The following is a 22,262-nucleotide window of genomic DNA, read 5'->3' as shown; positions in this document are numbered from 1 at the left end:
CATCGTGATGGTGTATAATGCTGCGAAATTCGGCAGCAGTATCTGCCTTAAACCAAAGGAGAATGTACAAATGAAATCAAAAAAACTTCCCATCCTTCTGGCTGTGGCTGCGTTGATTGTTTCAACGCTGGCATGCGCTGCCGGAGAACTCAGCCTGGAGAACGCCCGCCTTTCAAAGGACGACACCGGCGCACAGGCGGTTACCACTTTTGCGCCCGCTGACACGTTTTATGTCGTGGCCGATTTGAATAATGCCACTACCGGCACAGCTGTTGAGGCAAAGTGGTATCTGGTTAATGCGGCTGACTTCGAATCCGGACCAATTTCAGCCGACACTCCTGCTGTGGTGACGATTGAAGAGGATTCCTGGACCGGCACCGTGAACTTCTCGCTGTCCAGTGTTGACAGCGCCGGCTGGCCAGTCGGCGACTACCAGGTTGAATTGTATTTAAACGGGGCATTAACTCATACCCTGGATTTCAACGTTCGCTAGTGTGCGAAGAATAGTGGATGCCGTTTCCGGCGTCTGATGCGGCCGTCTATTTGGCGGCCGCATTTTTTTGTTCTTGAAGAAGGAAACCGATATGGAGTCTAGAAGACTTGGCAGAACCGGACTAGCGGTGACGCCTTTGTGTATGGGGGGCCATGCAGGTTGGCCAGTCGCTGGTCCCGTACAGCCCGCTGGTGGGAGACTTCTTCACTGGAAATTCCGCCAGGGACAGCCCCTGCCCAATAGCAAACGCGCCGAAGGGCGTAAGCGTGCCATGACCGAGAGTTAATGACGCCCTTTTATACGAAATGGAAGCCATGGTGCTACTTCACAAGGCAACCAGTGCACAGGTTGCCCTGGCCTGGATGCTGGCCGACCTCGTTAGTACCAGCCCGATCATTGGGGCAACATCCATCCTCCAAATAAATGAAAACCTCGGTGCATTAAGTGTGCTCCTGTCCATGACGAATGTGCATCCCTAGATAGTATGGCGGCGTGGAAAACAGATTCTTGATGTGTTGAATCCTTACATTTGCCACGGCAGCCTTGCCAGATCCACATTGCCGCCACTGACGATAACGCCGATCTTCAATCCATTCAGGTCAACCTTCTTTTCCCACAGTATGCCGATTGGAACTGCCGCAGACGGCTCGATGATGATTTTTGCACGTTCCCATACGAATTTCATCGAGGCGATGATCCCTGCTTCGCTGACCGTGACGATCTGTTCCACATTCTTATGAATGATCGGAAACGTCAGTTCACCCAACGAAGTCAGCAATCCATCCGCAATCGTTTTTGGATTTTCGGATGGAATGATTCTGCCTGCCTGCATCGAACGGAACGCATCGTCTGCCATTTTAGGCTCGCCCGCGATCACGCGAATGTTCGGCTTGATGCCCTTCGCCGCAATGGACGTGCCGCTCAGCAACCCGCCGCCACCGACGGGCGCGATGACCACATCCAGGTCGGGGACATCCTCCAGCAGTTCCAGCGCCGCTGTCCCCTGACCTGCGATGACGCGTTCATTATTGTAGGGATGCACGATGCTTGCCCCTGTTTTCTCGCGGATTTCTTCCATCGTACTTTCGCGGGCTTGCAAGGTTGGCTCGCAGAAGGTGATCTGTCCGCCATAGCCTGCCACCGCATCTTTCTTCACCTGCGGTGCATTGCTCGGCATGACGATATACGCAGGGATTCCGCGATTCCACGCCGCCAACGCCAGCGCCGCCGCATGATTCCCAGACGAGTGCGTGACCACGCCGCGCGCGGCTTCTTCGTCTGTGAGCGAAAATACGGCATTCGTCGCCCCGCGGAATTTGAACGCACCCACTTTTTGCAGGTTCTCGCATTTCATGAAGACCTGCGCGCCAACCTGCTGATTCAGACTTTGATTTGTCATAATTGGTGTGCGATGCGCGTATGGCTTGATACGTTCAGCGGCTTGTTGGATGTCGGTGAGTGAGACGGTCATTATTTCTCCTGTTTAATGCAACTTTTTAACCTTCAAACATTCAAACTTAATAACCCCGTTCAAAATCAACCTGATACTTCAGCGGCTTGCCTTCCACGTGCAGCCGATAATTTTCGATGAATACTTTGGCAATATCCTCCGGGAAACTCGGCGCGGACGTGTGGAAGGTCATTTGCAGGTTCTTCGTCGTCCAAAAGGGATGCTCTTTCGGCAGCGGCTCCTGCTCGAAGACATCCAGCACTGCGCCAGCGAGTTTGTCGTTTTCAAGCGCCCGAATCAAAGCGGATTCATCCACCGCCGAGCCGCGCCCGACGTTGATGAAGATGGCATGAGGCGGCAGCGCGGAGAGCAGGGTTGCGTCCATGATTTTGCGTGTTTTATTTGTATTGGGAAGAATAGAGACAAGGTAATCCAATCCATGTGCAAATTGCAATAATTCGTCTCCGTGAAAGTATTTATCCACGTGTTCACTTGCTTCACTTCCTCTCGTATATCCCCACACGGTCATGCCGAAGGATTTTGCCGTCCGCGCCACCTCCGCGCCAATGGAGCCGACGCCCAGCAGACCGATGGTCTTGCCGCGCAGTGTCCCCGTGATGGAACGATTCCATTCTTTTGCCCGCTGCGCTTGTGCGCGTTCAAAGATTTTGCGTTCATGCGCCAGCAAATACCCGAACACGAATTCAGACATCAATCCGCCGAAGACGCCGCGCGCATTCGTCAAAACATAATCGCGGCGCAGCGCGGGATCCAGCAACGGCTCGACGCCCGCCCAGGTGGATTGTACCCATTCTAGGCTGGGGAGTTTATCCAACTCCTTGCTGATCAATGACGGTGCGCCAAGAACGATCTCGCACTCATTCGTTGGCTCTGTGACGATCTTTAAATCAGGTAATCCTGCCGCTTCGATGATGGAGCGATACTCCTGATGATCTTTTGTAAGAATAAGAATGGTCTGCATAATGGCTCAATTGTACCCATGTTTCATACTATAATTGCGGACATGACCCCTCGGAAACCAGCGTTTCAAAATTTCATGTCCCGTATCATTGACTATGCGGGAATGTATCCGCCCGCGAATTTATCGTTGGAAGATGCCTTTCAGAATTTTGTGGAGTATCAAGACTCGCCCGACTCGTGGATGCTTGCGCGATTCGTCATCCCCGCCAAACGGCTTCCGCATCTGACTCCGCTCATGCCTGCTCCTGTTTCCGAATTATCTTTTACAACCCTCGGGCGGAGCAGCTCTAGCACGGACGAATTCCTCGCCAACCTCAAACTTGATATCGACGATATTCTTGCCTTCCGCGAAACGCATGGAGCAACCGTCGTCGTGGATATGTTCGAAGTTGCGCTCCCATCGTCCGCATTGATTGATCCCACCCAAGCACATGACCTAGTCAAAGAATCTTCCGACATGCTCAACAAGAATGGCATCACCGTCTTTTTTGAGTCTTCATCTGGCGAAGGCTGGCAACCCCGCGCGGAGAATCTCGTCCGCGCCCTGCGCAAACTCAAGGACCGTCACGTCGGATTCAAACTCCGCACTGGCGGCGTGACCGCGGACGCATTCCCACCCACCGAGCAAGTTGCATGGGCGATTGCCTCCGTCCGTGACGCGGGCGTGCCGCTCAAATGTACGGCGGGACTTCACCATCCCATCCGCCACTACAACGACGGCGTCCAAACCAAAATGCATGGCTTCCTCAACGTCTTTGGGGCAGGGGTGCTGGCAGAAGCAAAAGATTTATCGCAAGCGCAAATTCAGTCCATTCTTGAAGATGAAAATCCTGAACACTTCACCTTCGATGAAAACGGCTTCACCTGGAAGGGTTTTCGCGCAGCCACTTCAGAGCTCGCCTCAAGTCGCTTGTTTGCTGCCTCCTTTGGCAGTTGCAGTTTCGACGAACCGCGTGAAGATTTGCGAAGGTTGCGATTTCTGTAGGGGCGACCCTTTCTTAATGGATTGACGTAACGTTAAGCCCTGACGGGTCGCCCCTACTTCATGGAAATGGAAAATAGACAATGCTCAAACCCTTTATCGAAGTATCCCTCGAATCCGAATTTCCCATCCAAAACCTGCCGTATGGAATTTTCTCCGCCAAAGATAATCCGTCCCCGCGCGTGGGTACGCGGTTGGGTGATTTTGTTGTTGACCTTGCCTTCCTCGACGAGCAAAAATTATTCGGCCAGCCATACGGATTCTTTGCGGATGCGTCCCTCAACCGCTTCATGTCCGCGGGGCGCGAGACGTGGCGGGAAATCCGTCAGCGCTTGACCGACCTGCTCAGCGAAGGCGGTGACACGGTCTGGGAGGAAGCGATGCGTTTACGGGCATTGATTCCCGTGGGCGATGTCCACATGCATCTGCCCGTCCTCATCGGCGATTACACCGATTTCTACGCCTCGCGCGAACACGCCACCAACGTCGGCATCATGTTTCGCGGCAAAGAAAATGCGCTCATGCCCAACTGGCTGCATCTGCCCGTCGGCTATCATGGGCGTGCCAGTTCGGTGGTGCTTTCGGGCACGGATGTCTTCCGTCCGCGCGGGCAGGTCGCTATCAAAGATGCGCCGCCTGAATTCGTCGCATCGCGCTCGCTCGACTTTGAATTGGAGATGGGCTTCTTCATCGGCACGGGCAATAACCTCGGTGAGCCGATCTCCATCGAAAACGCGCATGAACACATCTTTGGCATGGTCTTGCTCAACGACTGGAGTGCGCGCGACATTCAGGCGTGGGAATACCAGCCGCTTGGGCCATTCCTCGCGAAAAATTTTGCGACGTCGATCTCCCCGTGGGTGGTGACGATGGACGCGCTCGAACCCTTCCGCGAGCAGGGACCCAAACAAGACCCCGTGCCTCTGCCTTACCTTCGATCTGATTCTCCAAATGGAATTGATATTACGCTGGAAGTGACTCTGCAGTCCGCAACGATGGACGAAGCGCTGACCATCAGCCGCTCGAATATGAAGCACCTGTATTGGAGCCTGACACAAATGCTGGCGCATCACACCGTCACAGGCTGTAACATGCGCACAGGCGACTTGTGCGGCACAGGCACCATCAGCGGACCGACCGAAGACAGTTACGGTTCAATGCTCGAACTCACCTGGCGCGGTGAGAAGCCAATTGAATTATCCAATGGGGAGACGCGAAAATTTTTACAGGACGGCGACACCGTGACGATGAAAGGCTACTGTCAGGGAGACGGCTATCGCGTGGGTTTTGGCGAAGTGACGGGGAAGATTCTGCCCGCGAAATAACAAAATAAAAAATTCCCGAAAATTTTGCGGGAATTTTTTTTGGCGAAAAATCTGAATTAACGGCGTCCGCTGATCAAGCCCACGACCCAGATCAGAACCACCGCCCCCAGGATCGCCACGAACAGGCTCCACAGGTCGAAGCCGGTAAACCCCTGATAGCCTAAGAAATTCATGATCGCGCCGCCGAGAAATGCGCCGACGATGCCCGTGACGATGTTGGCGAGCGCACCCATTTTGCGGTTCTTGCCGGTGATGATGCTGGCGATCCAGCCCGCGAATGCGCCGAAGATGATCCACAGGATGATATTGAGTAAACTCATGTCTGCCTCCGTAAAAATTTTTTGGACAATTATAACGCAGGGAATTTTCAACCCATGCAGATTAATTCCGATAAAGTCTACTGTATCTGATACCTGACCTTTTTCTCGGAATTTTCTTCATATTCCTGCTTCTCACCATGCGTGGAGCGGCGTGCGCTGATGATGTGGACCACGCCGTTGACGCTGGTGAAGAAGCAGGTCAACAGCCGCTTGCGGGCGGGCGACTTCCCGATGACCATTTCCCGTTTTTCCTTTTGTGAATGTTCGGCGTCGTCAAGGTAGATCGCATAACGATCAGTGAATACGGTGGCTGCTTCGTCAAAGGTGATGTCATATTTCTCCATATTCCTGACCGCTTTTTCAGCATCCCAGTTGAATTTGAGTGGTTTGTGTTTTGCCATGCGGAGGAGTATAGCATATCGAATTTGCTATCTCCGTATCGTCGCTTCCCGTTCGGGACCCACCCCAATCCATTTCACAGGCACGCCCGCCGCATCTTCGACCATCCTGACATACTTTTGTGCATTGACGGGCAACTCTTCAAACGACCTTGCCTTGCTGATGTCCTCGCTCCAGCCGTGGACGGTTTCGTAGACGCATTCCACCTTGTCCAAGCCGTACGCGTCCACATCCGCATAACGGACGGGGTCGCAGCTCAACTCGTAACGCGTACAAACTTGAATCTCTTCCAGTCCGCTCAGCACATCCAATTTGGTCAGGCAGATCTCGGTCATGCTGCTCAGTTGGGCCGCGGTTTTAACGAGTTCCAAATCCAGCCAGCCGACTCTCCGTGTGCGTCCTGTGGTCGCTGCCACTTCACCGAATTTTTTATAGGCATCGCTGTCGGCGTCGTGTATCTCCGTCGGCAACGGACCCGCTCCCACGCGGGTGGTGTAGGCTTTGGTTACGCCGATGACATTCGTAATGTACTTTGGCGGGATGCCAAGTCCGGCCGATGCCGCTGAAGGAATGGTCGTCGAAGCGGTCACGAACGGATACGTACCCCAGTCGGTATCCAAAAACGTGCCCATCGCCTGCTCGAGCAAAAAGGTCTTATCCGCTTTCAAACCGTCCTGCACCAGCGAGAACAATTCCTTGATGTACGGTTTTATTTTCAAATAATATCCGCGATATTCATCGCGCACGGCTTCATACTTCAACGCTTCGCCGCCTAATGCCGCGATGATCTTATTCTTCAATTCCAGTTGCATTGCCAGTCGCTTCTCGAACATATCGCTTGTAAAATCCGACCAGCGGATGCCGTTGTAGCTGACCTTGTCCGCAAAGACGGGACCAATTCCGCGCCGCGTCGTCCCCGTCGCGCCTGCGCCTTTGGCTTCTTCGTACAAACCGTCCAGCACTTTGTGATACGGCATGATGACGTGCGAACGCGGCGAGACCCACAAACGCCCGTCCACACCCACGCCTGCCTTGTTGAGCATTTCGATCTCTTCGATCAACACCGCCGGGTCGATTACCATGCCGCCGCCGATAAGCCCCGTCGTGTTCTGTGCGAAGATCCCCGATGGCACGAGATGAATCTTGAACGTCCCGAACTCATTGATGACCGTATGTCCCGCGTTGTTCCCGCCGTTGAAGCGCGCCACATAATCCGCGCGCTCCGCCAGGAAATCCACCGCCTTGCCCTTGCCCTCGTCGCCCCATTGCGAACCGATCACTGCGATTACAGACATTCGACCTCCGATATTCGATACTCGTTATTCGGTGTTTCGATTTTCGACTATCGAATCTCGAAGCACTTGATCAGCCAATTCGACCGCCAGCCCAATATACAATTCTGGGGATAAGGCTGACAATTGAATTCGCGTTTTTTCATCCACCTCCAACGCCTCGACCCAGACTTTATAACTGGTCCCATCCATCTGGCGTCCCCTCGTCTGTGACTTGAGCGTCTCGTATGCGTCGCTGCGTCCCGCCGCGCGGAGGATCGTTTGCGCCCCTTCGCTGACGACTTCCCAGTGGGCGTTCAACTCGGCTTTGATTTTCTCCTCATCCGCATCCACGCGGGACATGCCTTTGGCGATATTTGTCCATGCCAATAGGGTATGTCCGAGCGCAGTGCCGAACGTGCGGCGTACGGTCGAGTCGGATAGATCGCGCTGTAATCTGGAAACGGCTAACTTCTGTGAATAATGTGTCAGCAGGGAGTTGGCAACGCCGAGATTCCCTTCCGCGTTTTCAAAGTGGATCGGGTTGACCTTTTGCGGCATGGTCGAAGACCCGACTTCGCCTTGAATCACTTTCTGCTTGAGCCATCCATCGCTAATATATCGCCATATATCCTGCGTGTAGTCAAGTAATATGGTATTGGTTCGTTGAATGGATTGGAAATAATGAATCCAATTGTCATATGGCAGGATTTGGGTTGTGACAAGGTTGGGTTCAAGTCCCAGGCTTTGGATAAAGTCGCGGCTGAATGAAATCCAGTCAATGTTTGGAAAAGTGGCATGCAGCGCGTTGAAGTTTCCGACTGCGCCCGTCAGTTTCGCTTTAAATTTGTGATTCGCGATTTCATCACGGCAGCTTTTCAGACGGGCGATATAGACCGCGATCTCTTTTCCCAGCGTGGTCGGCACGGCAGGCTGGCCGTGAGTCTGCGCGAGCATGGGCAGGGCGCGGTGTTTGCGCGCGAAATCACGCAGGGAAGTGAGTACATCGTCTAATGCGGGGAGCAGGACCTGGTCGCGTGAATCACGCAGGGCCAGGGCTTGGGCGATGTTGTTGATGTCTTCGGAGGTCAGTCCGAAATGAATCCATTGATGAAGTTCAGGAGAAAGCTCTTCGCGTAAATAGTACTCGATGGCTTTCACGTCATGCCGCGTGGTCTTTTCGTACTCTTGAATTTTCAAGGCATTTTCGTCGGTGAAGGAGTCGAGCAAAAGGTTCGGGGGTGGGCAAATGCCCGTTTTGGAAAGAGCAGACAGGAAGTCCAGTTCGAGGCGGGCGCGGGCGCGGATGTAGGCAAATTCGGAGAAGAAATCCCGCAGGGGGGAGGTCTCTTTTTCGTAACGTCCATCCAGGGAGGAAAGCGCGTACAGACTCATCATCAAGCATTATATAATACCCACAGCCACAAATGGCGATTTCCACCATTAGAAAACGGCCATTTGTGGCTGCACTGGGTATAATTCGAGCGAGAGGAATATGATGAAGATTTTGCCGGATGTTGCCCTGACGTATGACGATGTGCTTTTGGTGCCGCAGTATTCGGATGTGGATTCGCGGCGTGTGCTTTCGACGAAAGGCTGGTTGACGAAAAAGATCGCATTGCAGGCGCCGATCGTTGCGGCGAACATGGATGTTGTGACCGAAAGCGAGATGGCCATCGCGATGGCGCGCGAGGGGGGGATCGGGATCATCCACCGCTTTATGACGATCGCCGAACATGCGCGCCAGATCGAGCGTGTGAAGAAGGCGGAATCATTCATTGTGGATAAACCCATCACGATGGCAGAGGCGCATACGGTTGGGGATGTGAAGCGTGTGGTGGAGGAAACGGGCACGGGGGGTATTTTGATCCTGGACAAGGACGATAAACTGATCGGCATCGTCACGACGCGCGACCTGTTGTTCGAAACCGATGATGCCAGGCCTGTAACTGAAATCATGACCTGTGAAGTTCACAGCGCGCCGCCGGATACGTCGTTGAAAGATGCGGAGCGATTATTGCACGAATACCGTGTGGAGAAACTGCCCCTGACCGATGCGAATGGCAAAGTGGCGGGATTGATCACGTTGAAAGATATCATGAAGATCACGCAGTTCCCGAAGGCGACGAAGGACTCGAAAGGACGGCTGGCTGTCGGCGCGGCGGTTGGCGTGCGGGACATGGAGATGCGGCGTGTCGAAGCTGTTTTGCAGGCGGGCGCGGATTGCATCGTGGTGGACATCGCGCACGGCGATTCGCACATGGAAATCGAAACGATCAAGAACATCCGCAGGCATTTCCCTAAGGCACAGATCATTGGCGGGAATGTGGCAACTGCGGATGGGGCGAAACGCTTGATCGAAGCAGGCGTGGATTCGGTAAAAGTCGGCGTGGGACCTGGCTCGATCTGTGTGACGCGCCAGGTGGCGGGTTCGGGTGTTCCGCAGTTGACGGCAGTGATCGAGTGTTCAGAGGCTGCGCGTCCCTATGGAATTCCCATCATCGCGGATGGCGGCATTCGTCATCCTGGCGATGTGGCGAAAGCGATTGCCGCAGGCGCAAGCACGGTGATGATCGGTTCGTTGTTCGCTGGCACGGACGAAAGCCCAGGTCTCATCATGACGCGCAGGGGTCATCGTTACAAGGCGTCGCGCGGTATGGCGTCATTGACGGCGAACATTGAACGAAATAAACGCGAAGGCAATGATTTGACGCGTGAAGAAATCGAAGACTACGTTGCCGAGGGCGTGGAAGCGGCGGTCCCATATCGCGGCAAGGCGCGGGAAGTGTTGACTCAACTTGTCGGCGGGTTGCAATCGGGGATGAGTTACAGCGGCGCGCATTCGATTGAGGAGTTTCAACAGAAAGCCATCTTCGTGCGGATGACGGGGGCTGGGCTGAAAGAGTCGGGTCCGCATGATGTGGAGGTTCTGGGATGACCCCCCAGCCCCTCCCCGACGAGCAGGGAGATGAGTGAGTACACCATGAAAAAACGATTTTCCACGACTGGATGTTTCCCCTGAAATTCGACGCAAATTGCTTGAAATTGCGCGTACAGTTAGGAGGGAGCCGACGAGAAGCGAGGCGATTCTCTGGCAGGCTTTGCGCGGGAAGAAACTGGATGGAATAAAGTTTCGACGACAACAACCGATTGGTAATTTTATCGTGGGTTTTTACAATTCCGCATATCGGCTTGTTATTGAAGTGGATGGCCCTGTCCATGTGGGTCAGGTTGAGTTGGATCGTGCCCGACAGGATGTTCTTGAACAACTTGGGCTGAATGTTTTTAGAGTTGGGTCAGATGATGTTGAAAAGAGCCTTTCGTCCGTTCTTGAGATGATACGCTCAAAAATCAATGAACTCAAAATAAATACCAGCGAGTCCCCCTCTCCGCCCGAGAGGCTGGATGAAGAATAAAATTGGAGATACCATGAGCCAAACAGACACTGCAACCTGGATCGAAAAAGATAAAAAACAATTACATCCCGTCTATCATCCCAAGTCCCATGCAAATCCTCTCGTGATCGAGCGCGGGGAAGGGGTGTGGTTGCACACTACCGACGGACGAAAAATCCTGGATGGTATGGCAGGGTTGTGGAACGTCAACGCGGGCTATGGGCGGGAGGAACTTGCCAAAGCCGCATACGAACAAATGAAGGAACTGGCGTTCACTTCCAATTTCTCGGGGATGACCAACCTGCCTTCGATCCAACTTGCCGATAAACTGGCGGGTTTCGCCTACGAGGGTTTGAACACCACCTTCTTCACATCCGGTGGATCGGAGGCAAATGATTCCGCGTTCAAAACTGCGCGTTATTACTGGAAACGCAAAGGCAAGCCGACCAAGTACAAGGTCATTGCGCGGCGCGGTTCGTATCATGGCATTACGCTTGCCGCCACCTTTGCCACGGGATTGGAAAAATATCACGCCATGTTTGGTCCTGCGCTGGATGGATTTGTCCACATCCCCGCACCGAACCGGTACCGCTATGAAGGTCAGTTGAAAGATGGGGAAACCGTCGGTCGGGCTGCGGCTCGGGAATTGGAAGAAGCCATCCTGCGCGAAGGAGCGGATACCGTCGCCGCTTTCATTGCCGAACCTGTCATGGGCGTCGGAGGCGTGATCGTTCCACCTGACGATTATTTCCCGCTTGTCCGCCAAATCTGTGACAAATACGAAACCCTTTTCATCGCGGATGAAGTCATCACAGGTTTTGGGCGCACAGGCGAATGGTTCGCGCTAAAACATTGGAATGTCAAGCCCGATATTCTTTCCTTTGCCAAAGCCGTGACCAGCGGATACGCCCAACTCGGCGGAATCCAAATTTCGGACGAAATTCGCGAGACGATGGAATCCGCGGTGGAATCCGAAACCTATATGCACGGCTATACATATTCAGGTCATGCCATGGCGTGTGCCGTGGGATTGAAGAACCTTGAGATCATGGAAAGGGAAGAATACCCGAAACGCGCGCGTGAACTTGGGAAACGTCTGCTTGAAGGGCTGCAATCGCTGATGGAATTCCCCTTCGTCGGCGACGTGCGCGGACTGGGCCTGGTCTGTGGCGTCGAAATCGTTTCAGATGTATCCACGAAAGCTGCCGACCCCGTACTGACGATGAAAATCTTCAAAGCCGCCGAGTCGCAAGGTTTGCGTTCACGCCCGCTTGGGAATACGCTTGCCTTTTCCCCGCCGCTCTCCATCCATGAAGAGGAAGTAGACGAGATTGTCAAGCGTCTCGGTGCGGCGATGGATGGAATCTCCTAAACCATAAACTCCATGTCTGTCTACCTGCATGATATCCCCCTTTCTCAAGCCCAGGCCCGCCTGGGTGAAGCCTTGCAGGATGCGAATCTCTGGCGCACGCTCGGCGTGGAAGAAATTTCCCTCGATGAACACGCGCTCGGACGAGTTACCGCCGAGCCGATCTGGGCGGAAATTTCCTCGCCGCATTACCACGCCTCCGCCATGGACGGGTTTGCCATCCGCGCTGCCGAGACGAACGGCGCACAGCCATCCGCGCCAGTGACCTTGTACACGGGCCCGCAGGCGCAGTACGTGGATACGGGTGATCCGCTGCCAGAGTGGGCGAACGCGGTCATCCCAATTGAAAACGTCGAATCCCTGGATGAAAACGGGGAGATCACCTCTGCCATCCGCCAACCAGTGTCCATTCGCATTCGCTCGGCGGTGGCTCCGTGGGCACATGTCCGCCCGTTGGGAGAGGATATTGTTGCAACACAGTTGGTCCTGCCTGCGGGACATGTCCTTAAACCTGTGGATTTGGGTGCCGTCGCTGCGGCGGGACATCAAACGATGCGCGTCGCGCGCAAGCCGAAAGTGGCGATTCTTCCAACCGGGACGGAACTCGTCCCCATCGGTTCGAAACTCAAGGCGGGCGATATTCTCGAATACAACTCGCTTGTGATCGCTTCTCAAATCCGACAAATGGGCGGCGAACCGACGCGCTATCCCATCACCGAAGATGACTTTGATCTGATCTGCCAACGCGTACAGGAAGCCGCGCAAACGCATGATTTGGTCTTGTTGAATGCAGGTTCCTCGGCAGGCGCAGAGGATTTTTCGGCACAGGTGGTTGAGAAACTCGGAACGCTATTGGTGCATGGTGTCGCTGTTCGCCCTGGGCATCCTGTAATTTTAGGTGTCATTGCGAGCAGAGCGAAGCAATCCCCTCATGCTGGAGAGATTGCTTTGTTGCCTGCTTCACAGTCTCCTCACAATGACATGGTTCCCATCATCGGCGTCCCCGGCTATCCCGTCTCCGCCGCGTTGACAGTGGATATTTTCGTTGAACCCCTCATTGCAAAATGGCTGGGGCGGCGGCCGTTGGAGTTGTCGACCGAGACCGCAATTCTCACACGCAAACTGGTCTCTCCTGCAGGGGACGATGACTTTGTGCGGGTTGTGGTTGGAAAGGTGGGCGAGAAACTGCTTGCGGCTCCGCTTTCGCGCGGGGCAGGGGTGATCACGTCGCTCGTGCAGGCGGACGGGCTGGCCTTGATTCCAAGTGGAACACAAGGCATGGAAGCGGGAGAGAAAATACAGGTCCGTTTGTATCGCAATCGGAACGAGATCGAAAAGACGATCCTGGCCATCGGATCGCATGATCTGACGCTCGATCTGATCGCGCAATTCCTTGCCGAACATGACCGCAGGCTGGCTTCCGCCAATGTCGGTTCGCAGGGCGGGTTGGTGGCGTTGCGGCGCGGGGAGGCGCACCTCGCAGGTTCGCATCTGCTCGACACGCAGACGGGCGAATACAACATTTCCTACATCCGCCAGTACATGCCGAATATTCCCGTCAAGGTCGTTGCGCTGGTGGGGCGTGACCAGGGTTTGATCGTGAGGAAGGGAAACCCGAAGGGGATCAAGAGCCTGGGAGACCTCGCAGGTTCGGGTCCGCCTGGAGGCGTGCGGTTCGTCAACCGCCAGCGCGGTGCGGGCACGCGCGTCCTGCTCGATTATCATTTGAACTTGATGACAATTTCCCCCGAGTCCATTGTCGGTTATGCTCAGGAAGAGTATACTCATCTCGGTGTTGCCGCCGCAGTTGCCTCGGGGCGCGCAGATTGCGGGCTTGGCATCGCCGCCGCCGCGCAGGCCTTGGGACTGGATTTCATCCCGCTGTTTCAGGAACGCTATGACTTGGTGATTCCCGGCCAATTTTCAGACGACAGTCTGCTTGCGCCTCTTTTCGAACTCCTGGCTGATATGCGTTTTCGGGAGGCGGTATCAGAACTGAAAGGTTATGACGTGTCTGTGATGGGCACGGTAATTTTGGAGGACTAATGTCAGAAGGTTTAATCATTGACGATAATCGTCAGACTGCAGATGCGCTGCAGCAAATGCTGGAATTATTGGATCTACCTGCACGGGTTGCTTATGGCTCCAGCCCCGCACTGGCTTATTTGGGAAGCCAGCTTCCCCGTTTTGTCTGTCTTGATATCAACATGCCGGGCGTGGATGGAACGGAAGTATTGGCCTACATCCGCCGCGAACCGCGTTTGATGAATGTGCCCGTGATCGTCATCACCTCCGACGACCAGCCCGAGACCCGCCAGCATGTTTTGAAGGGGGGTGCGCAGGCGATGTTAATCAAACCTGCCACGATCGACTCTCTGGAAGATGCATTGAAGAAAGCGGGAGTGCTTTCTTAAACAAAAAGCGGGCGCTGATCAGCGCCCGCTTTTTGTTTAAGGCTGGGGCCATGGAATATCCACCGGGTCGGAGTATCCGTGTTTTTCCACTGTGTAAAGTTTCCCATACGAAGGTGAAGCGCAGCCCGCCTCGTCTTCCACTGTATAGCTGGTCGTGTATTGGTCGGGATACGAAAATGTCCACCATATGTAGAAAGTGTTCTGGCAGACAAAGGCTTCGATGAAGTAGCCTCTGTCCTTGTCTTTTGTCATTTCCATTTGATCCCAGCTTATCGTGACCATGTCTCCATCGCGGACAGCGCTTACATTGCGCGGCGAACCGTATTGATTGCTGCCGATGGACTGTAAATTTGGCTCCACTCTTTTAAGTGTACTGACATCCCCGACAACATCCACCACGGAAGGGGCGACCCAGCACGAATAATCGAGTTTGTGGAATTTAACATACAGCCACTGGCTGTACACCCCTTTCCAGCGGGCGGCACCTGTATCTCCCGCATACAGGTCTGCGGCGTGTAAATAAGCGGCACTAGGCCCGTAGCGGCAATGAGCCTGCTTGTTGACGGTGACGGTCGGCAGGGCGGTAGTGGGAGTTGCAGCGATGGTGGGGGTGAATGTGAGCGTCGGCGTAAACGTGACGGTTGGGGTGGGAGTGAAAGTGGATGTGGACGTGGGTCTTCGCGTCGGTGTGGCCGTCCAAGCCACAGCGGTCAAGGTTGCCTGTTCTTCGGGAGAGGGTCCGCAGGCGGTGAGCAGGAAAATTACACTCCATGCAATTAATATGTGTTTTCTCATTTGAAATTCTCCAATAAGGTGACAACATTGTCGCCAAGCACCTCGTTGGCGTAGCCGCCCTCCATGATAATGGCGGTCGGGAGATTTAATCCAGCAACTCTTTTTCCGATTTCTGCAAACCCGTCCCGCGTAAGGCGAAACATGCCCAGCGGGTCACCATCAAAGACATCCATGCCTGCGGAGAGTACCAGGAAATCGGGCGCGAACCTGCGGATCATCCCCAGCACTTCGTCTAGGGCGGAGAGATAATCCTCATCTCCCGTGTCTTTTGGGAGCGGGAAATTTTTGTGAAAGCCAAGACCTGCACCCGCGCCGGTTTCGTCCGCGAAGCCGGCGTAATGCGGATACTCGTAATCGGGATCGCCGTGGATGGATATGGTTAACAAATCTCCGCGTTCGTAGAATATGTCCTGCGTACCGTTTCCGGCATGGTAGTCAATATCCAGAATGGTAACCTTTCCTTTTGATGAAAGTGAGTTTGCTGCAATTGCGGCGTTGTTGAAGAAGCAGTATCCGGCGGCATAATCCCTCCCGGCATGATGTCCGGGCGGGCGGCATAGCGCGAATGCCGCCCGCCGGGTGTTGAATACTGATTCTGCTGCACTCAATGCGCAGTTCACAGATGCAAGCGATGCTTGATACGTCCCCTCCACGATGCAGGCGGAAAGATCCATCAGGTAGTAGCCGCCTCGTCCGCGCAGGGAACTGGTGGCGCGAGCCTTGCGCCTCAGCGCAAAGGTGGCTGGCAGGAAGGCATGTCCTTCGGGTGAGGCTGCAATCTCTGGCTCAGAAGCCAGCCACTCGGTCCAGCAGGACGCGATGAAGTTAATGTAATCCTTGTCATGCACGGCAAGGACTGGGTCAAGTCCGAAATCCTGCGGTGCGTTAAAGTCCGCCCAATCTGTTTTTTGAAGTGCGGCGACGATCCGATCCATACGGTCCGGGTTTTCGTAATAAGGCACACGTATGCCGCCGTCAAAGACTTCAAACGGTGGGTAATGTTTGCGATGTTCTTCCGAGTAAAATATTCTCATGGTAAGACAATTTTACCCGCAAGCGTCTTTGTGACACGGAGGAACAATGGATGTATTTGATGCAATTCATGGAAGGCAAACGATCAGCAAGGTGAGACAGGATGCTGTGCCACGCGACATGGTCGAAAAACTCCTGAGCGCGGCTGTGCAGGCACCGAATCATTATAAAGTCCGCCCCTGGCGTTTCGTAGTATTGACTGGAGATGGGCGTAAAAAACTCGGCGACGAATTTGCCGCCTCTTTTCTGGAACGCAATCCGCAAGCACCAACGGCGGCGGCGGATAAGCCCCGTTCATTGCCGCTTCGCGCGCCTGTCGTCATTGCCATCGGCGTGGATAAACCCGCCCCGGACACCAAAGCCATCGAGATCGAGAACAGCGCGGCAGCATCTGCTGCCGCGCAAAATATCCTTCTCGCCGCCCATGCGCTTGGCCTTGGCGCGATCTGGCGCACGGGCGAGTGGGCGCGCGATTCCAGGGTGAAGGAATTTCTCGGCTTTTCCGCAGACCAGCATATCATCGGATTTATCTATATCGGCTTCCCCGAATTTTTACCGGAACCATATACCCGTGCGGGATTTGAAGATCGGGTGACATGGATGGAGTAGCGCTAAAGGGAACGAGATAAAGTTATCTGCCCAGCACGTCCAACAGGATATCCGGGCGGTCGGTGATGATCCCGTCCACTCCCCATTCGATAAAGAGGCGCATAATTTCGGCGTCGTTGATGGTCCACGGCTCGACGGCAAGGTTGCGGGCGTGAGCAGCCTTGACAAAGGATCTTGTCATCACGGTGATGCCACCAGATTCCTGCGGCACTTGCAATGAATAAAAGTGCGGCGAGTAAAATCCGCCGAGAAACGCTTTTGTGAGCAGGACGAAAACCGTGGTTTCATCCTTTGCGCTGGAAGTGGCAACCTCGGGACATTCCGTGCGGAATTCCCTGAGTCGTTCATCATGGAAGGATGCGACCAGTACTTTCTCAGCCATACTGTATTGGCGGATGAGGGCGCAGAAAGGTTGTGCCATCGAGGCGTTGGTCTTTTTGAGTTCGATGGTCATGCGCATGTGGGGGAATTCCGCAAAGACAGCCTCCATTGTCGGCACCGTGATACCCTGCCCGCGAAAAGGGAAGGTGGCTCCATCGTCACGAGTCCAGTCGTGGCCGGCATCAAGCTGTTTGAGTTCGCCCAGGCTCATGGATTCGATCTCACCCGTACCGTCCGTGGTTCTATCCACGGTTTCATCATGCATAAGGACGAGGATGCCGTCTTGTGTGATGTGCAGGTCCATTTCGAGTACGTCCACGCCAAGGTCAACCGCATTTTGGAAGGCGTGCATGGTGTTGCCTGGCCAGAGGTGATCTCCACCCTGATGGGCGATGACGAGCGGAAAGTTCAAGTTTGCGGCGTAATAGGGATGCTCAGGCGCGGACCTGGATGTGATGCGCATGAGGATGGTGACTGCCAGAATGAAAATGAAGGTCTTTTGCCAGGTTTTGAATTTCAGCATGAGTGCTCCGTAATGGTTTTTTTGATTTTAACTCATGTTGTTTGATTTCGTTTTATGCACCCACGTGTAGTAATTGACAAGCCTCGTTTTTTCACGTATAGTACTCATAAAACACATGGAGGCAGATATGCTTGCGTTCCGTTACCTTGCTGGAGGCGGCGAGATCCCAAATACCGCGTTGTCCTGGCTGATGTATGCCGGGATCGCTTTATTCGTTTTGGTCATTGCTGTCGGGTGGCTGACCAGCCCAAAGGAATCGGATCAGGTCGAGACAGAGCATGACGCGGTAAAGTCAAAGAGAAAGGTCAGGCGAAAGAGCGGGTAATGTGTAACTTAAGTCACTGCATGGCGTTTCGCAGCGCATATAATTCGGGTTGTTGTATGATATCCATTTTAACTGGAGGTCGTTGATGAAGAAAGTTTTGTTCGCGGTTCTACTTCCCGCCGCGCTCGTTCTTGCGGCTTGTGGAGGCGGGGGCGGCTCAGGATCGGACACATCCACCGTGTTGGAATCTGTTCCTGCGGATTATGCGGGGCAGTCCAATCCCTTTGGCGCGGATGCCGCGTCAGCTGGTGCGGCGGTATTCAAGACCAATTGCGAGTCCTGCCACGGCCCGGCAGGTGCTGGTGATGGCCCTGCCGGCGTTGCGCTTGATCCTGCCCCGAAAAATCTTGGCGATTTGCAGGCCAGAGCCGGCGATGACTATTTATTCTGGCGTGTTGCCACTGGCAAACCCGGCACTTCCATGGTTGCGTGGAAGGGGATCCTGACTGACGAGCAGATCTGGCAAATCGTTGCATTCATCCGCACGCTCAAATAAGGAAACAATCAGAGCGCAGCCAACTCCAAAAGACACGCTTGATATCAAGCGTGTCTTTTGGAGTATTCCAGGGCGGCATTATGCAAGTAATTCGTTTATTCTTTGCGCCAGATCGTTGGGACGAAAGGGTTTGGTGATATAGTCATCTGCTTCCGCGCCAAACGCAATCGCCCTGCTGTCCTCGTCATCCAGCGCGGTGATGATAATGATGGGGGTGTTGGTAAAATAGGGCTCCTGGCGCAGCATTCTGCATAATTTAAATCCATCTGGTTGCGGCATCATCAGGTCGAGCAGGAACAGATCGGGCTTGACCTGTTTTGCCATTTCGATGGCTTTTGAACTTTCGTTCAGGATGGCCGTCTCGTGTCCCGCCATTTTAAGCAAATCTTCGAGCAGGTTCGTTATGAGTGTGTCGTCGTCAACCACCATGATTTTCGCCATAGGTTTCCAATTCATTTCCTTGATTTTCGCTGGGCTGGTCAATCATATACTTAAGAGCAGTTTGTGACAAGGCTGTTGGTAATTGCAGCGCACCCTTCCGGCAACAGGAAACAGATCGCTTCTTTCCCCCAAACGGGGGAGTTTACGGTTGTGTAAATAATGGTACCATCCTTGGGTAATCAATTGTTCAAGGAGAATGTGTCCATGGAATTTTTAGCCCCCGGCTTGATCACGGTTTTTACTTTGTTGTGTGTGGGGTTGACCACCCTCATATCGCTTGGCGTGGCAGGTTTTTTCATCTATAGCGTTTTTAAGAACATGTCGGGCAACAGCACTGTGCTTAAGTCCGGCGTTTCCGCGCCGGCCGTCATCATCGGCGTGGAGGATACGGGCGTCACCATGAATTACAGTCCGCAGGTGCGCCTTACCCTTCAAGTAACACCTGCGGATCGCCCGCCGTTTCATGCTGTTGCCACTACGTTTGTGGGCCGTGTTCAAATTGGCATGATCGTCCCGGGTGCTTCTGTAACCATCCGCTACGACCCGAACGACACGAGCAAGGTGGCGATTGAGTCCATCGGTGCGCCGACCATGAATCCTACCGCCATCGCTGCTGTTCAGTCCGCCATGCAGGTCCAGGATCAATATTACGAGACGCTTCGCCGGACAGGCGAGGAAGCCGGAGCCAGAATCCTGACCGCTGAGGAAATGAACATCCGCGTGGAAGGCGGTGGTTCGATGGTCCGTTTTACCTTTGAGGTTATACCCAGGATCGGAGATCCTTTCAAGGCTGAGACTCAAGCCGCCGTTGCGGATGCATCGCGCGAGAAATACTCTGCAGGCAAGCTGGTATATGTCCGCTATGACCCTGCGAATAAGGCGCAAGTCGCGCTGGACCGTGCTGCTTAAGCGGGGAGGCAGCGGACATCAAACCGATGTAAAATAAAGGATGGAACGATCCATGCGAATATGTCTATATTATAAAAAGGAGTGTTTCCCATGCTGGACAAAAAAGTTCGTGAACTCCTTGAGCAATTGCAGGATGAACTCGATCATGTCGATTCCCTGGATCAAAAGGGACGCGACCTATTAAATAACATCGCCGCAGATATTAACAGGCTGCTGAAGAGCCCCAGCATAGAGCCGGACGAATCTGTATTGCGGCGTTTAGAGGATACGATCGACCATTTCAAAATTGAACACCCAAAACTGACAATGGCGCTTTCTGAAATGATGACGATCTTGAGCAATGCGGGAATCTAACCAAGGTACAGACCGCCTTCGATGGGTATAATTGGGAACAGAACCACATTTTAAGCAGGAGAGGATTACATGCATAAAAGGACTTCCTTCCTTTGGGCCCCGGTAATTGGTTTGCTGTTCCCTTTTTTGAACACGGCGGTTTTGGTGTTCGGTTTTGGGCAACTTCATGCGGAGGCTTCACTGGCTGATTATTTGATGTTTTTTCTGGCCGGCTCATTGATCGGTATCGGTCTGGTTTATTTCCTGCGCCGCAGCGAGGACCGGGGTGTCTTTCGGACTGTCCTTATCGCGTTTGTGGTGAGCCTGCCCTTCGCTTTGTTTGGGATGTTTTTCGGCGGTGCGATTGGAGGGGTCGGCATCTTCCTGCTGGGGGTATCTCCCGCAATATTTATTATTGGCGTGGGCTATTTTGCTGGCAGGATGCTGGCAAAGAAATAATGGTTGTGTGGCATGTAAATAGAACACAACAAGGGATTTGCCGACACGCAAATCCCTTGTTGTGTTAATACTCCGATTTTTTAGATTTACGGGGCGCTCGTTACTGTGGACGTGAGGTTGTTTCCGACAACAATGTTCACAGACAGGGTGTCGCCAAAGAAGTTGCCGTTTTCATCCGCCATGCGCCATGCGCTTTGGATCAACCCGCTTTGCCCGCTGGGAACCACAAGTTGAATCGAGATTTCGCGTATCGAGCCGGTTTGAATTGCATCCGGGAGTGTGATCGTGCTTCCGCGCATCAGGTCGCCGCCCACATGTTGAAATGTAAAGCCCGCCCTCCATGCACACCCACCGATGTTTTGCACGCGCCAGGCTTTTGTGAACACTTCGCCCGCCTTCATTTCCATTCCATCAGGGATGGTTACGTCTGCGATATACATCAGATTGTAGCAAGGGTTGACAGTTGGGGATGCTTCGATTGTGGCGGTGATGACGGGCGGGGTGCGGGTCGGCCCAACTGTCGGGGCGGGGGATGCCGGGGCTGGCGGTGATAGGGTCCCGGTCAGGGATGAGGCGTACGTAGCAACAGCTTCCGTGCGTATTGCGTCCCCGTCCAGCTTCTCGGATGGGGCAGAGTCTTTGATTCCGCATGAAAAAAGCAATACCCCCATGGTAAGAAGCATGACAAGGGTTAGAATTCTGGTTTTCATGTCTTTGATCAGCAGCACGCATTAACCCAATGTCAGCCAATCCTTTGCTTCAGATTCATTGTTGAAGTACATCAGGGGCTGCCCGGTGATCCTGGAGAGCAGGTCGCCAAGGGCGCGCTTGATGCCGGTGACGCCAAGTACTGCGGTCTTGCGGACATGTGCCTTGGTTTTTTGGGAGGATTCGTTGAGAAGGGGCATAAGGTTCATGGTGATCTCGGTATTGGAAAAATTTGAAAGCACGAGGACTGAATTTTCCGGCTGGCTGCGTACGATGGCTTGCACTGCGTTCAATTCCTCGATGACCGCTTGTTCGTTAAAAAAGAAATTTGAAAAATCCTGGTACAGGAATTGTTTTCCGTTGTGTTCCCGCCATGCGGATTTCATAGCTGCCTCTTATGGTCTTCCCTGTAAAGGGTAACGGCGGTGGCGAGCGCCCCGGCAAGTTCCCACAAGGCGACCCCGATGAATTTTTGCGGGGCGATTTCCAGGAAGACAATTATGCTGAATACAACAAACGTAAGCGTGCGGAAGGGTACTGTCCAGCGATAGAAGATTTTTACGTTGTTGAGTGCGGCGAGCATGTAATAAATGCCCACGTTAAATGACGCCATGGACGAGGCTGTCATGAAGACGATGGTGTAATCACCTGCTGCGCGCTGGACGCGCTCGATTACGTCAAAGCCGAGGATGGACAGAAGGATTTCAGGACGGATCAGCCCCAGGATTCCCAGCAGGAATGCAAGGATACCGAAGATAAATATGGTCCAGCCGGATGCGTCACGTATGTTCATTTGCGGAAATCTCCTGATTGAAAATTATACCCTCAATCATCATACATGATAAAATACGT

The 22,262-nt window shown here is 53.7% G+C and carries 29 protein-coding genes; 15 read left to right on the top strand and 14 right to left on the bottom strand.

Going from position 1 to position 22,262, the window contains the following annotated elements:
* Positions 1 to 70 precede the first annotated feature (70 nt).
* Positions 71 to 493, top strand: a complete 423-nt coding sequence (locus QY332_13015) for a hypothetical protein (protein WKZ34534.1) — start codon at positions 71 to 73, stop codon at positions 491 to 493.
* Positions 494 to 614: 121 nt separating this feature from the next.
* Here QY332_13015 and QY332_13010 read toward each other — a convergent pair whose 3' ends face one another.
* Entirely contained in the window at positions 615 to 809 is a 195-nt protein-coding gene (locus QY332_13010) for a hypothetical protein (protein ID WKZ34533.1), read from the bottom strand.
* Between QY332_13010 and QY332_13005 the strand changes: the two genes are divergently transcribed.
* Positions 808 to 972, top strand: a complete 165-nt coding sequence (locus tag QY332_13005; GenBank protein ID WKZ34532.1) for an aldo/keto reductase — start codon at positions 808 to 810, stop codon at positions 970 to 972. The genes QY332_13010 and QY332_13005 overlap by 2 nt on opposite strands.
* Before the next feature lie 44 nt (positions 973 to 1,016).
* Here QY332_13005 and QY332_13000 read toward each other — a convergent pair whose 3' ends face one another.
* Both QY332_13000 and QY332_12995 read right to left on the bottom strand, forming a co-directional pair.
* A complete protein-coding gene (locus QY332_13000) occupies positions 1,017 to 1,964 on the bottom strand; it encodes a pyridoxal-phosphate dependent enzyme (GenBank protein ID WKZ34531.1) in 948 nt (315 codons plus the stop codon).
* Positions 1,965 to 2,010: 46 nt separating this feature from the next.
* On the bottom strand, positions 2,011 to 2,925 hold the full coding sequence (locus QY332_12995) for a D-2-hydroxyacid dehydrogenase (protein WKZ34530.1): 915 nt from the start codon (positions 2,923 to 2,925) through the stop codon (positions 2,011 to 2,013).
* A 75-nt stretch (positions 2,926 to 3,000) separates the two neighbouring features.
* Between QY332_12995 and QY332_12990 the strand changes: the two genes are divergently transcribed.
* Positions 3,001 to 3,909 (top strand): hypothetical protein, encoded by a 909-nt coding sequence (locus tag QY332_12990; GenBank protein WKZ34529.1) that lies wholly within the window; start codon positions 3,001 to 3,003, stop codon positions 3,907 to 3,909.
* Positions 3,910 to 3,989: 80 nt separating this feature from the next.
* Positions 3,990 to 5,231 (top strand): fumarylacetoacetase, encoded by a 1,242-nt coding sequence (fahA, locus tag QY332_12985; GenBank protein WKZ34528.1) that lies wholly within the window; start codon positions 3,990 to 3,992, stop codon positions 5,229 to 5,231.
* A 56-nt stretch (positions 5,232 to 5,287) separates the two neighbouring features.
* Here fahA and QY332_12980 read toward each other — a convergent pair whose 3' ends face one another.
* The 4 genes from QY332_12980 to purB all read right to left on the bottom strand — a co-directional run bounded on the left by QY332_12980 (position 5,288) and on the right by purB (position 8,619).
* Entirely contained in the window at positions 5,288 to 5,551 is a 264-nt protein-coding gene (locus tag QY332_12980; protein WKZ34527.1) for a GlsB/YeaQ/YmgE family stress response membrane protein, read from the bottom strand.
* 77 nt (positions 5,552 to 5,628) lie between these two features.
* On the bottom strand, positions 5,629 to 5,952 hold the full coding sequence (locus tag QY332_12975; GenBank protein WKZ34526.1) for a BrnT family toxin: 324 nt from the start codon (positions 5,950 to 5,952) through the stop codon (positions 5,629 to 5,631).
* Between the two features lie 27 nt (positions 5,953 to 5,979).
* Positions 5,980 to 7,245, bottom strand: a complete 1,266-nt coding sequence (locus QY332_12970) for an adenylosuccinate synthase (GenBank protein WKZ34525.1) — start codon at positions 7,243 to 7,245, stop codon at positions 5,980 to 5,982.
* 24 nt (positions 7,246 to 7,269) lie between these two features.
* A complete protein-coding gene (gene purB, locus QY332_12965; protein ID WKZ34524.1) occupies positions 7,270 to 8,619 on the bottom strand; it encodes an adenylosuccinate lyase in 1,350 nt (449 codons plus the stop codon).
* 97 nt (positions 8,620 to 8,716) lie between these two features.
* Between purB and guaB the strand changes: the two genes are divergently transcribed.
* From guaB to QY332_12940, 5 genes are all read left to right on the top strand, one after another.
* Positions 8,717 to 10,159, top strand: coding sequence for an IMP dehydrogenase (gene guaB / locus QY332_12960; GenBank protein ID WKZ34523.1), 1,443 nt, complete (start codon positions 8,717 to 8,719; stop codon positions 10,157 to 10,159).
* Positions 10,160 to 10,256: 97 nt separating this feature from the next.
* The gene (locus QY332_12955) at positions 10,257 to 10,637 is read left to right on the top strand and encodes a DUF559 domain-containing protein (protein WKZ34522.1); all 381 of its coding nucleotides are present in this window, start codon (positions 10,257 to 10,259) and stop codon (positions 10,635 to 10,637) included.
* Positions 10,638 to 10,650: 13 nt separating this feature from the next.
* Positions 10,651 to 11,988: an aspartate aminotransferase family protein gene (locus QY332_12950; GenBank protein ID WKZ34521.1), complete on the top strand. Its 1,338-nt coding sequence runs from the start codon at positions 10,651 to 10,653 to the stop codon at positions 11,986 to 11,988.
* A gap of 12 nt (positions 11,989 to 12,000) precedes the next feature.
* Positions 12,001 to 14,031, top strand: coding sequence for a molybdopterin biosynthesis protein (locus QY332_12945; GenBank protein WKZ34520.1), 2,031 nt, complete (start codon positions 12,001 to 12,003; stop codon positions 14,029 to 14,031).
* Positions 14,031 to 14,399 carry a response regulator gene (locus QY332_12940; protein ID WKZ34519.1) on the top strand — a complete coding sequence of 123 codons (369 nt, stop codon included), beginning with the start codon at positions 14,031 to 14,033 and terminating at the stop codon, positions 14,397 to 14,399. The genes QY332_12945 and QY332_12940 overlap by 1 nt, the downstream gene beginning before the upstream one ends.
* A 36-nt stretch (positions 14,400 to 14,435) precedes the next feature.
* On the opposite strand, the gene QY332_12935 is transcribed toward QY332_12940, so the two are convergent.
* Positions 14,436 to 15,194 (bottom strand): hypothetical protein, encoded by a 759-nt coding sequence (locus tag QY332_12935; GenBank protein WKZ34518.1) that lies wholly within the window; start codon positions 15,192 to 15,194, stop codon positions 14,436 to 14,438.
* A complete protein-coding gene (locus QY332_12930; GenBank protein ID WKZ34517.1) occupies positions 15,191 to 16,228 on the bottom strand; it encodes a histone deacetylase family protein in 1,038 nt (345 codons plus the stop codon). The genes QY332_12935 and QY332_12930 overlap by 4 nt, the downstream gene beginning before the upstream one ends.
* A 46-nt stretch (positions 16,229 to 16,274) precedes the next feature.
* Here QY332_12930 and QY332_12925 point away from each other — a divergent pair, with 46 nt between their 5' ends.
* Positions 16,275 to 16,835: a nitroreductase gene (locus QY332_12925; protein ID WKZ34516.1), complete on the top strand. Its 561-nt coding sequence runs from the start codon at positions 16,275 to 16,277 to the stop codon at positions 16,833 to 16,835.
* A 22-nt stretch (positions 16,836 to 16,857) separates the two neighbouring features.
* Here the strand turns inward: QY332_12925 and QY332_12920 are convergent, their stop codons facing one another.
* Complete coding sequence (locus QY332_12920) at positions 16,858 to 17,739, bottom strand: glycerophosphodiester phosphodiesterase (GenBank protein WKZ34515.1); 882 nt, start codon at positions 17,737 to 17,739, stop codon at positions 16,858 to 16,860.
* A 127-nt stretch (positions 17,740 to 17,866) separates the two neighbouring features.
* Here QY332_12920 and QY332_12915 point away from each other — a divergent pair, with 127 nt between their 5' ends.
* The gene (locus QY332_12915; GenBank protein ID WKZ34514.1) at positions 17,867 to 18,064 is read left to right on the top strand and encodes a hypothetical protein; all 198 of its coding nucleotides are present in this window, start codon (positions 17,867 to 17,869) and stop codon (positions 18,062 to 18,064) included.
* Positions 18,065 to 18,149: 85 nt separating this feature from the next.
* Positions 18,150 to 18,560: a cytochrome c gene (locus tag QY332_12910; protein ID WKZ34513.1), complete on the top strand. Its 411-nt coding sequence runs from the start codon at positions 18,150 to 18,152 to the stop codon at positions 18,558 to 18,560.
* 78 nt (positions 18,561 to 18,638) lie between these two features.
* On the opposite strand, the gene QY332_12905 is transcribed toward QY332_12910, so the two are convergent.
* A complete protein-coding gene (locus tag QY332_12905) occupies positions 18,639 to 19,001 on the bottom strand; it encodes a response regulator (GenBank protein ID WKZ34512.1) in 363 nt (120 codons plus the stop codon).
* Between the two features lie 204 nt (positions 19,002 to 19,205).
* On the opposite strand from QY332_12905, the gene QY332_12900 reads away from it, so the two are divergent.
* The 3 genes from QY332_12900 to QY332_12890 all read left to right on the top strand — a co-directional run bounded on the left by QY332_12900 (position 19,206) and on the right by QY332_12890 (position 20,702).
* Positions 19,206 to 19,910 (top strand): hypothetical protein, encoded by a 705-nt coding sequence (locus QY332_12900; GenBank protein ID WKZ34511.1) that lies wholly within the window; start codon positions 19,206 to 19,208, stop codon positions 19,908 to 19,910.
* 90 nt (positions 19,911 to 20,000) lie between these two features.
* Complete coding sequence (locus QY332_12895) at positions 20,001 to 20,264, top strand: DUF4404 family protein (GenBank protein ID WKZ34510.1); 264 nt, start codon at positions 20,001 to 20,003, stop codon at positions 20,262 to 20,264.
* Between the two features lie 69 nt (positions 20,265 to 20,333).
* On the top strand, positions 20,334 to 20,702 hold the full coding sequence (locus QY332_12890) for a hypothetical protein (protein WKZ34509.1): 369 nt from the start codon (positions 20,334 to 20,336) through the stop codon (positions 20,700 to 20,702).
* An 86-nt stretch (positions 20,703 to 20,788) separates the two neighbouring features.
* Here the strand turns inward: QY332_12890 and QY332_12885 are convergent, their stop codons facing one another.
* The 3 genes from QY332_12885 to QY332_12875 are packed head-to-tail and all read right to left on the bottom strand — an operon-like array spanning position 20,789 to position 22,203.
* Positions 20,789 to 21,412, bottom strand: a complete 624-nt coding sequence (locus tag QY332_12885) for an NBR1-Ig-like domain-containing protein (protein ID WKZ34508.1) — start codon at positions 21,410 to 21,412, stop codon at positions 20,789 to 20,791.
* Positions 21,413 to 21,433: 21 nt separating this feature from the next.
* Positions 21,434 to 21,796: a hypothetical protein gene (locus tag QY332_12880; protein ID WKZ34507.1), complete on the bottom strand. Its 363-nt coding sequence runs from the start codon at positions 21,794 to 21,796 to the stop codon at positions 21,434 to 21,436.
* The gene (locus QY332_12875) at positions 21,793 to 22,203 is read right to left on the bottom strand and encodes a hypothetical protein (protein ID WKZ34506.1); all 411 of its coding nucleotides are present in this window, start codon (positions 22,201 to 22,203) and stop codon (positions 21,793 to 21,795) included. The genes QY332_12880 and QY332_12875 overlap by 4 nt, the downstream gene beginning before the upstream one ends.
* Positions 22,204 to 22,262 lie beyond the last annotated feature (59 nt).

Source organism: Anaerolineales bacterium, from assembly GCA_030583885.1.
Taxonomy (GTDB): Bacteria; Chloroflexota; Anaerolineae; order Anaerolineales; family Villigracilaceae; genus Villigracilis.
The sequence above is the reverse complement of the archived record's forward strand: the minus strand, read 5'-3'. Positions and strand labels throughout refer to the sequence as shown.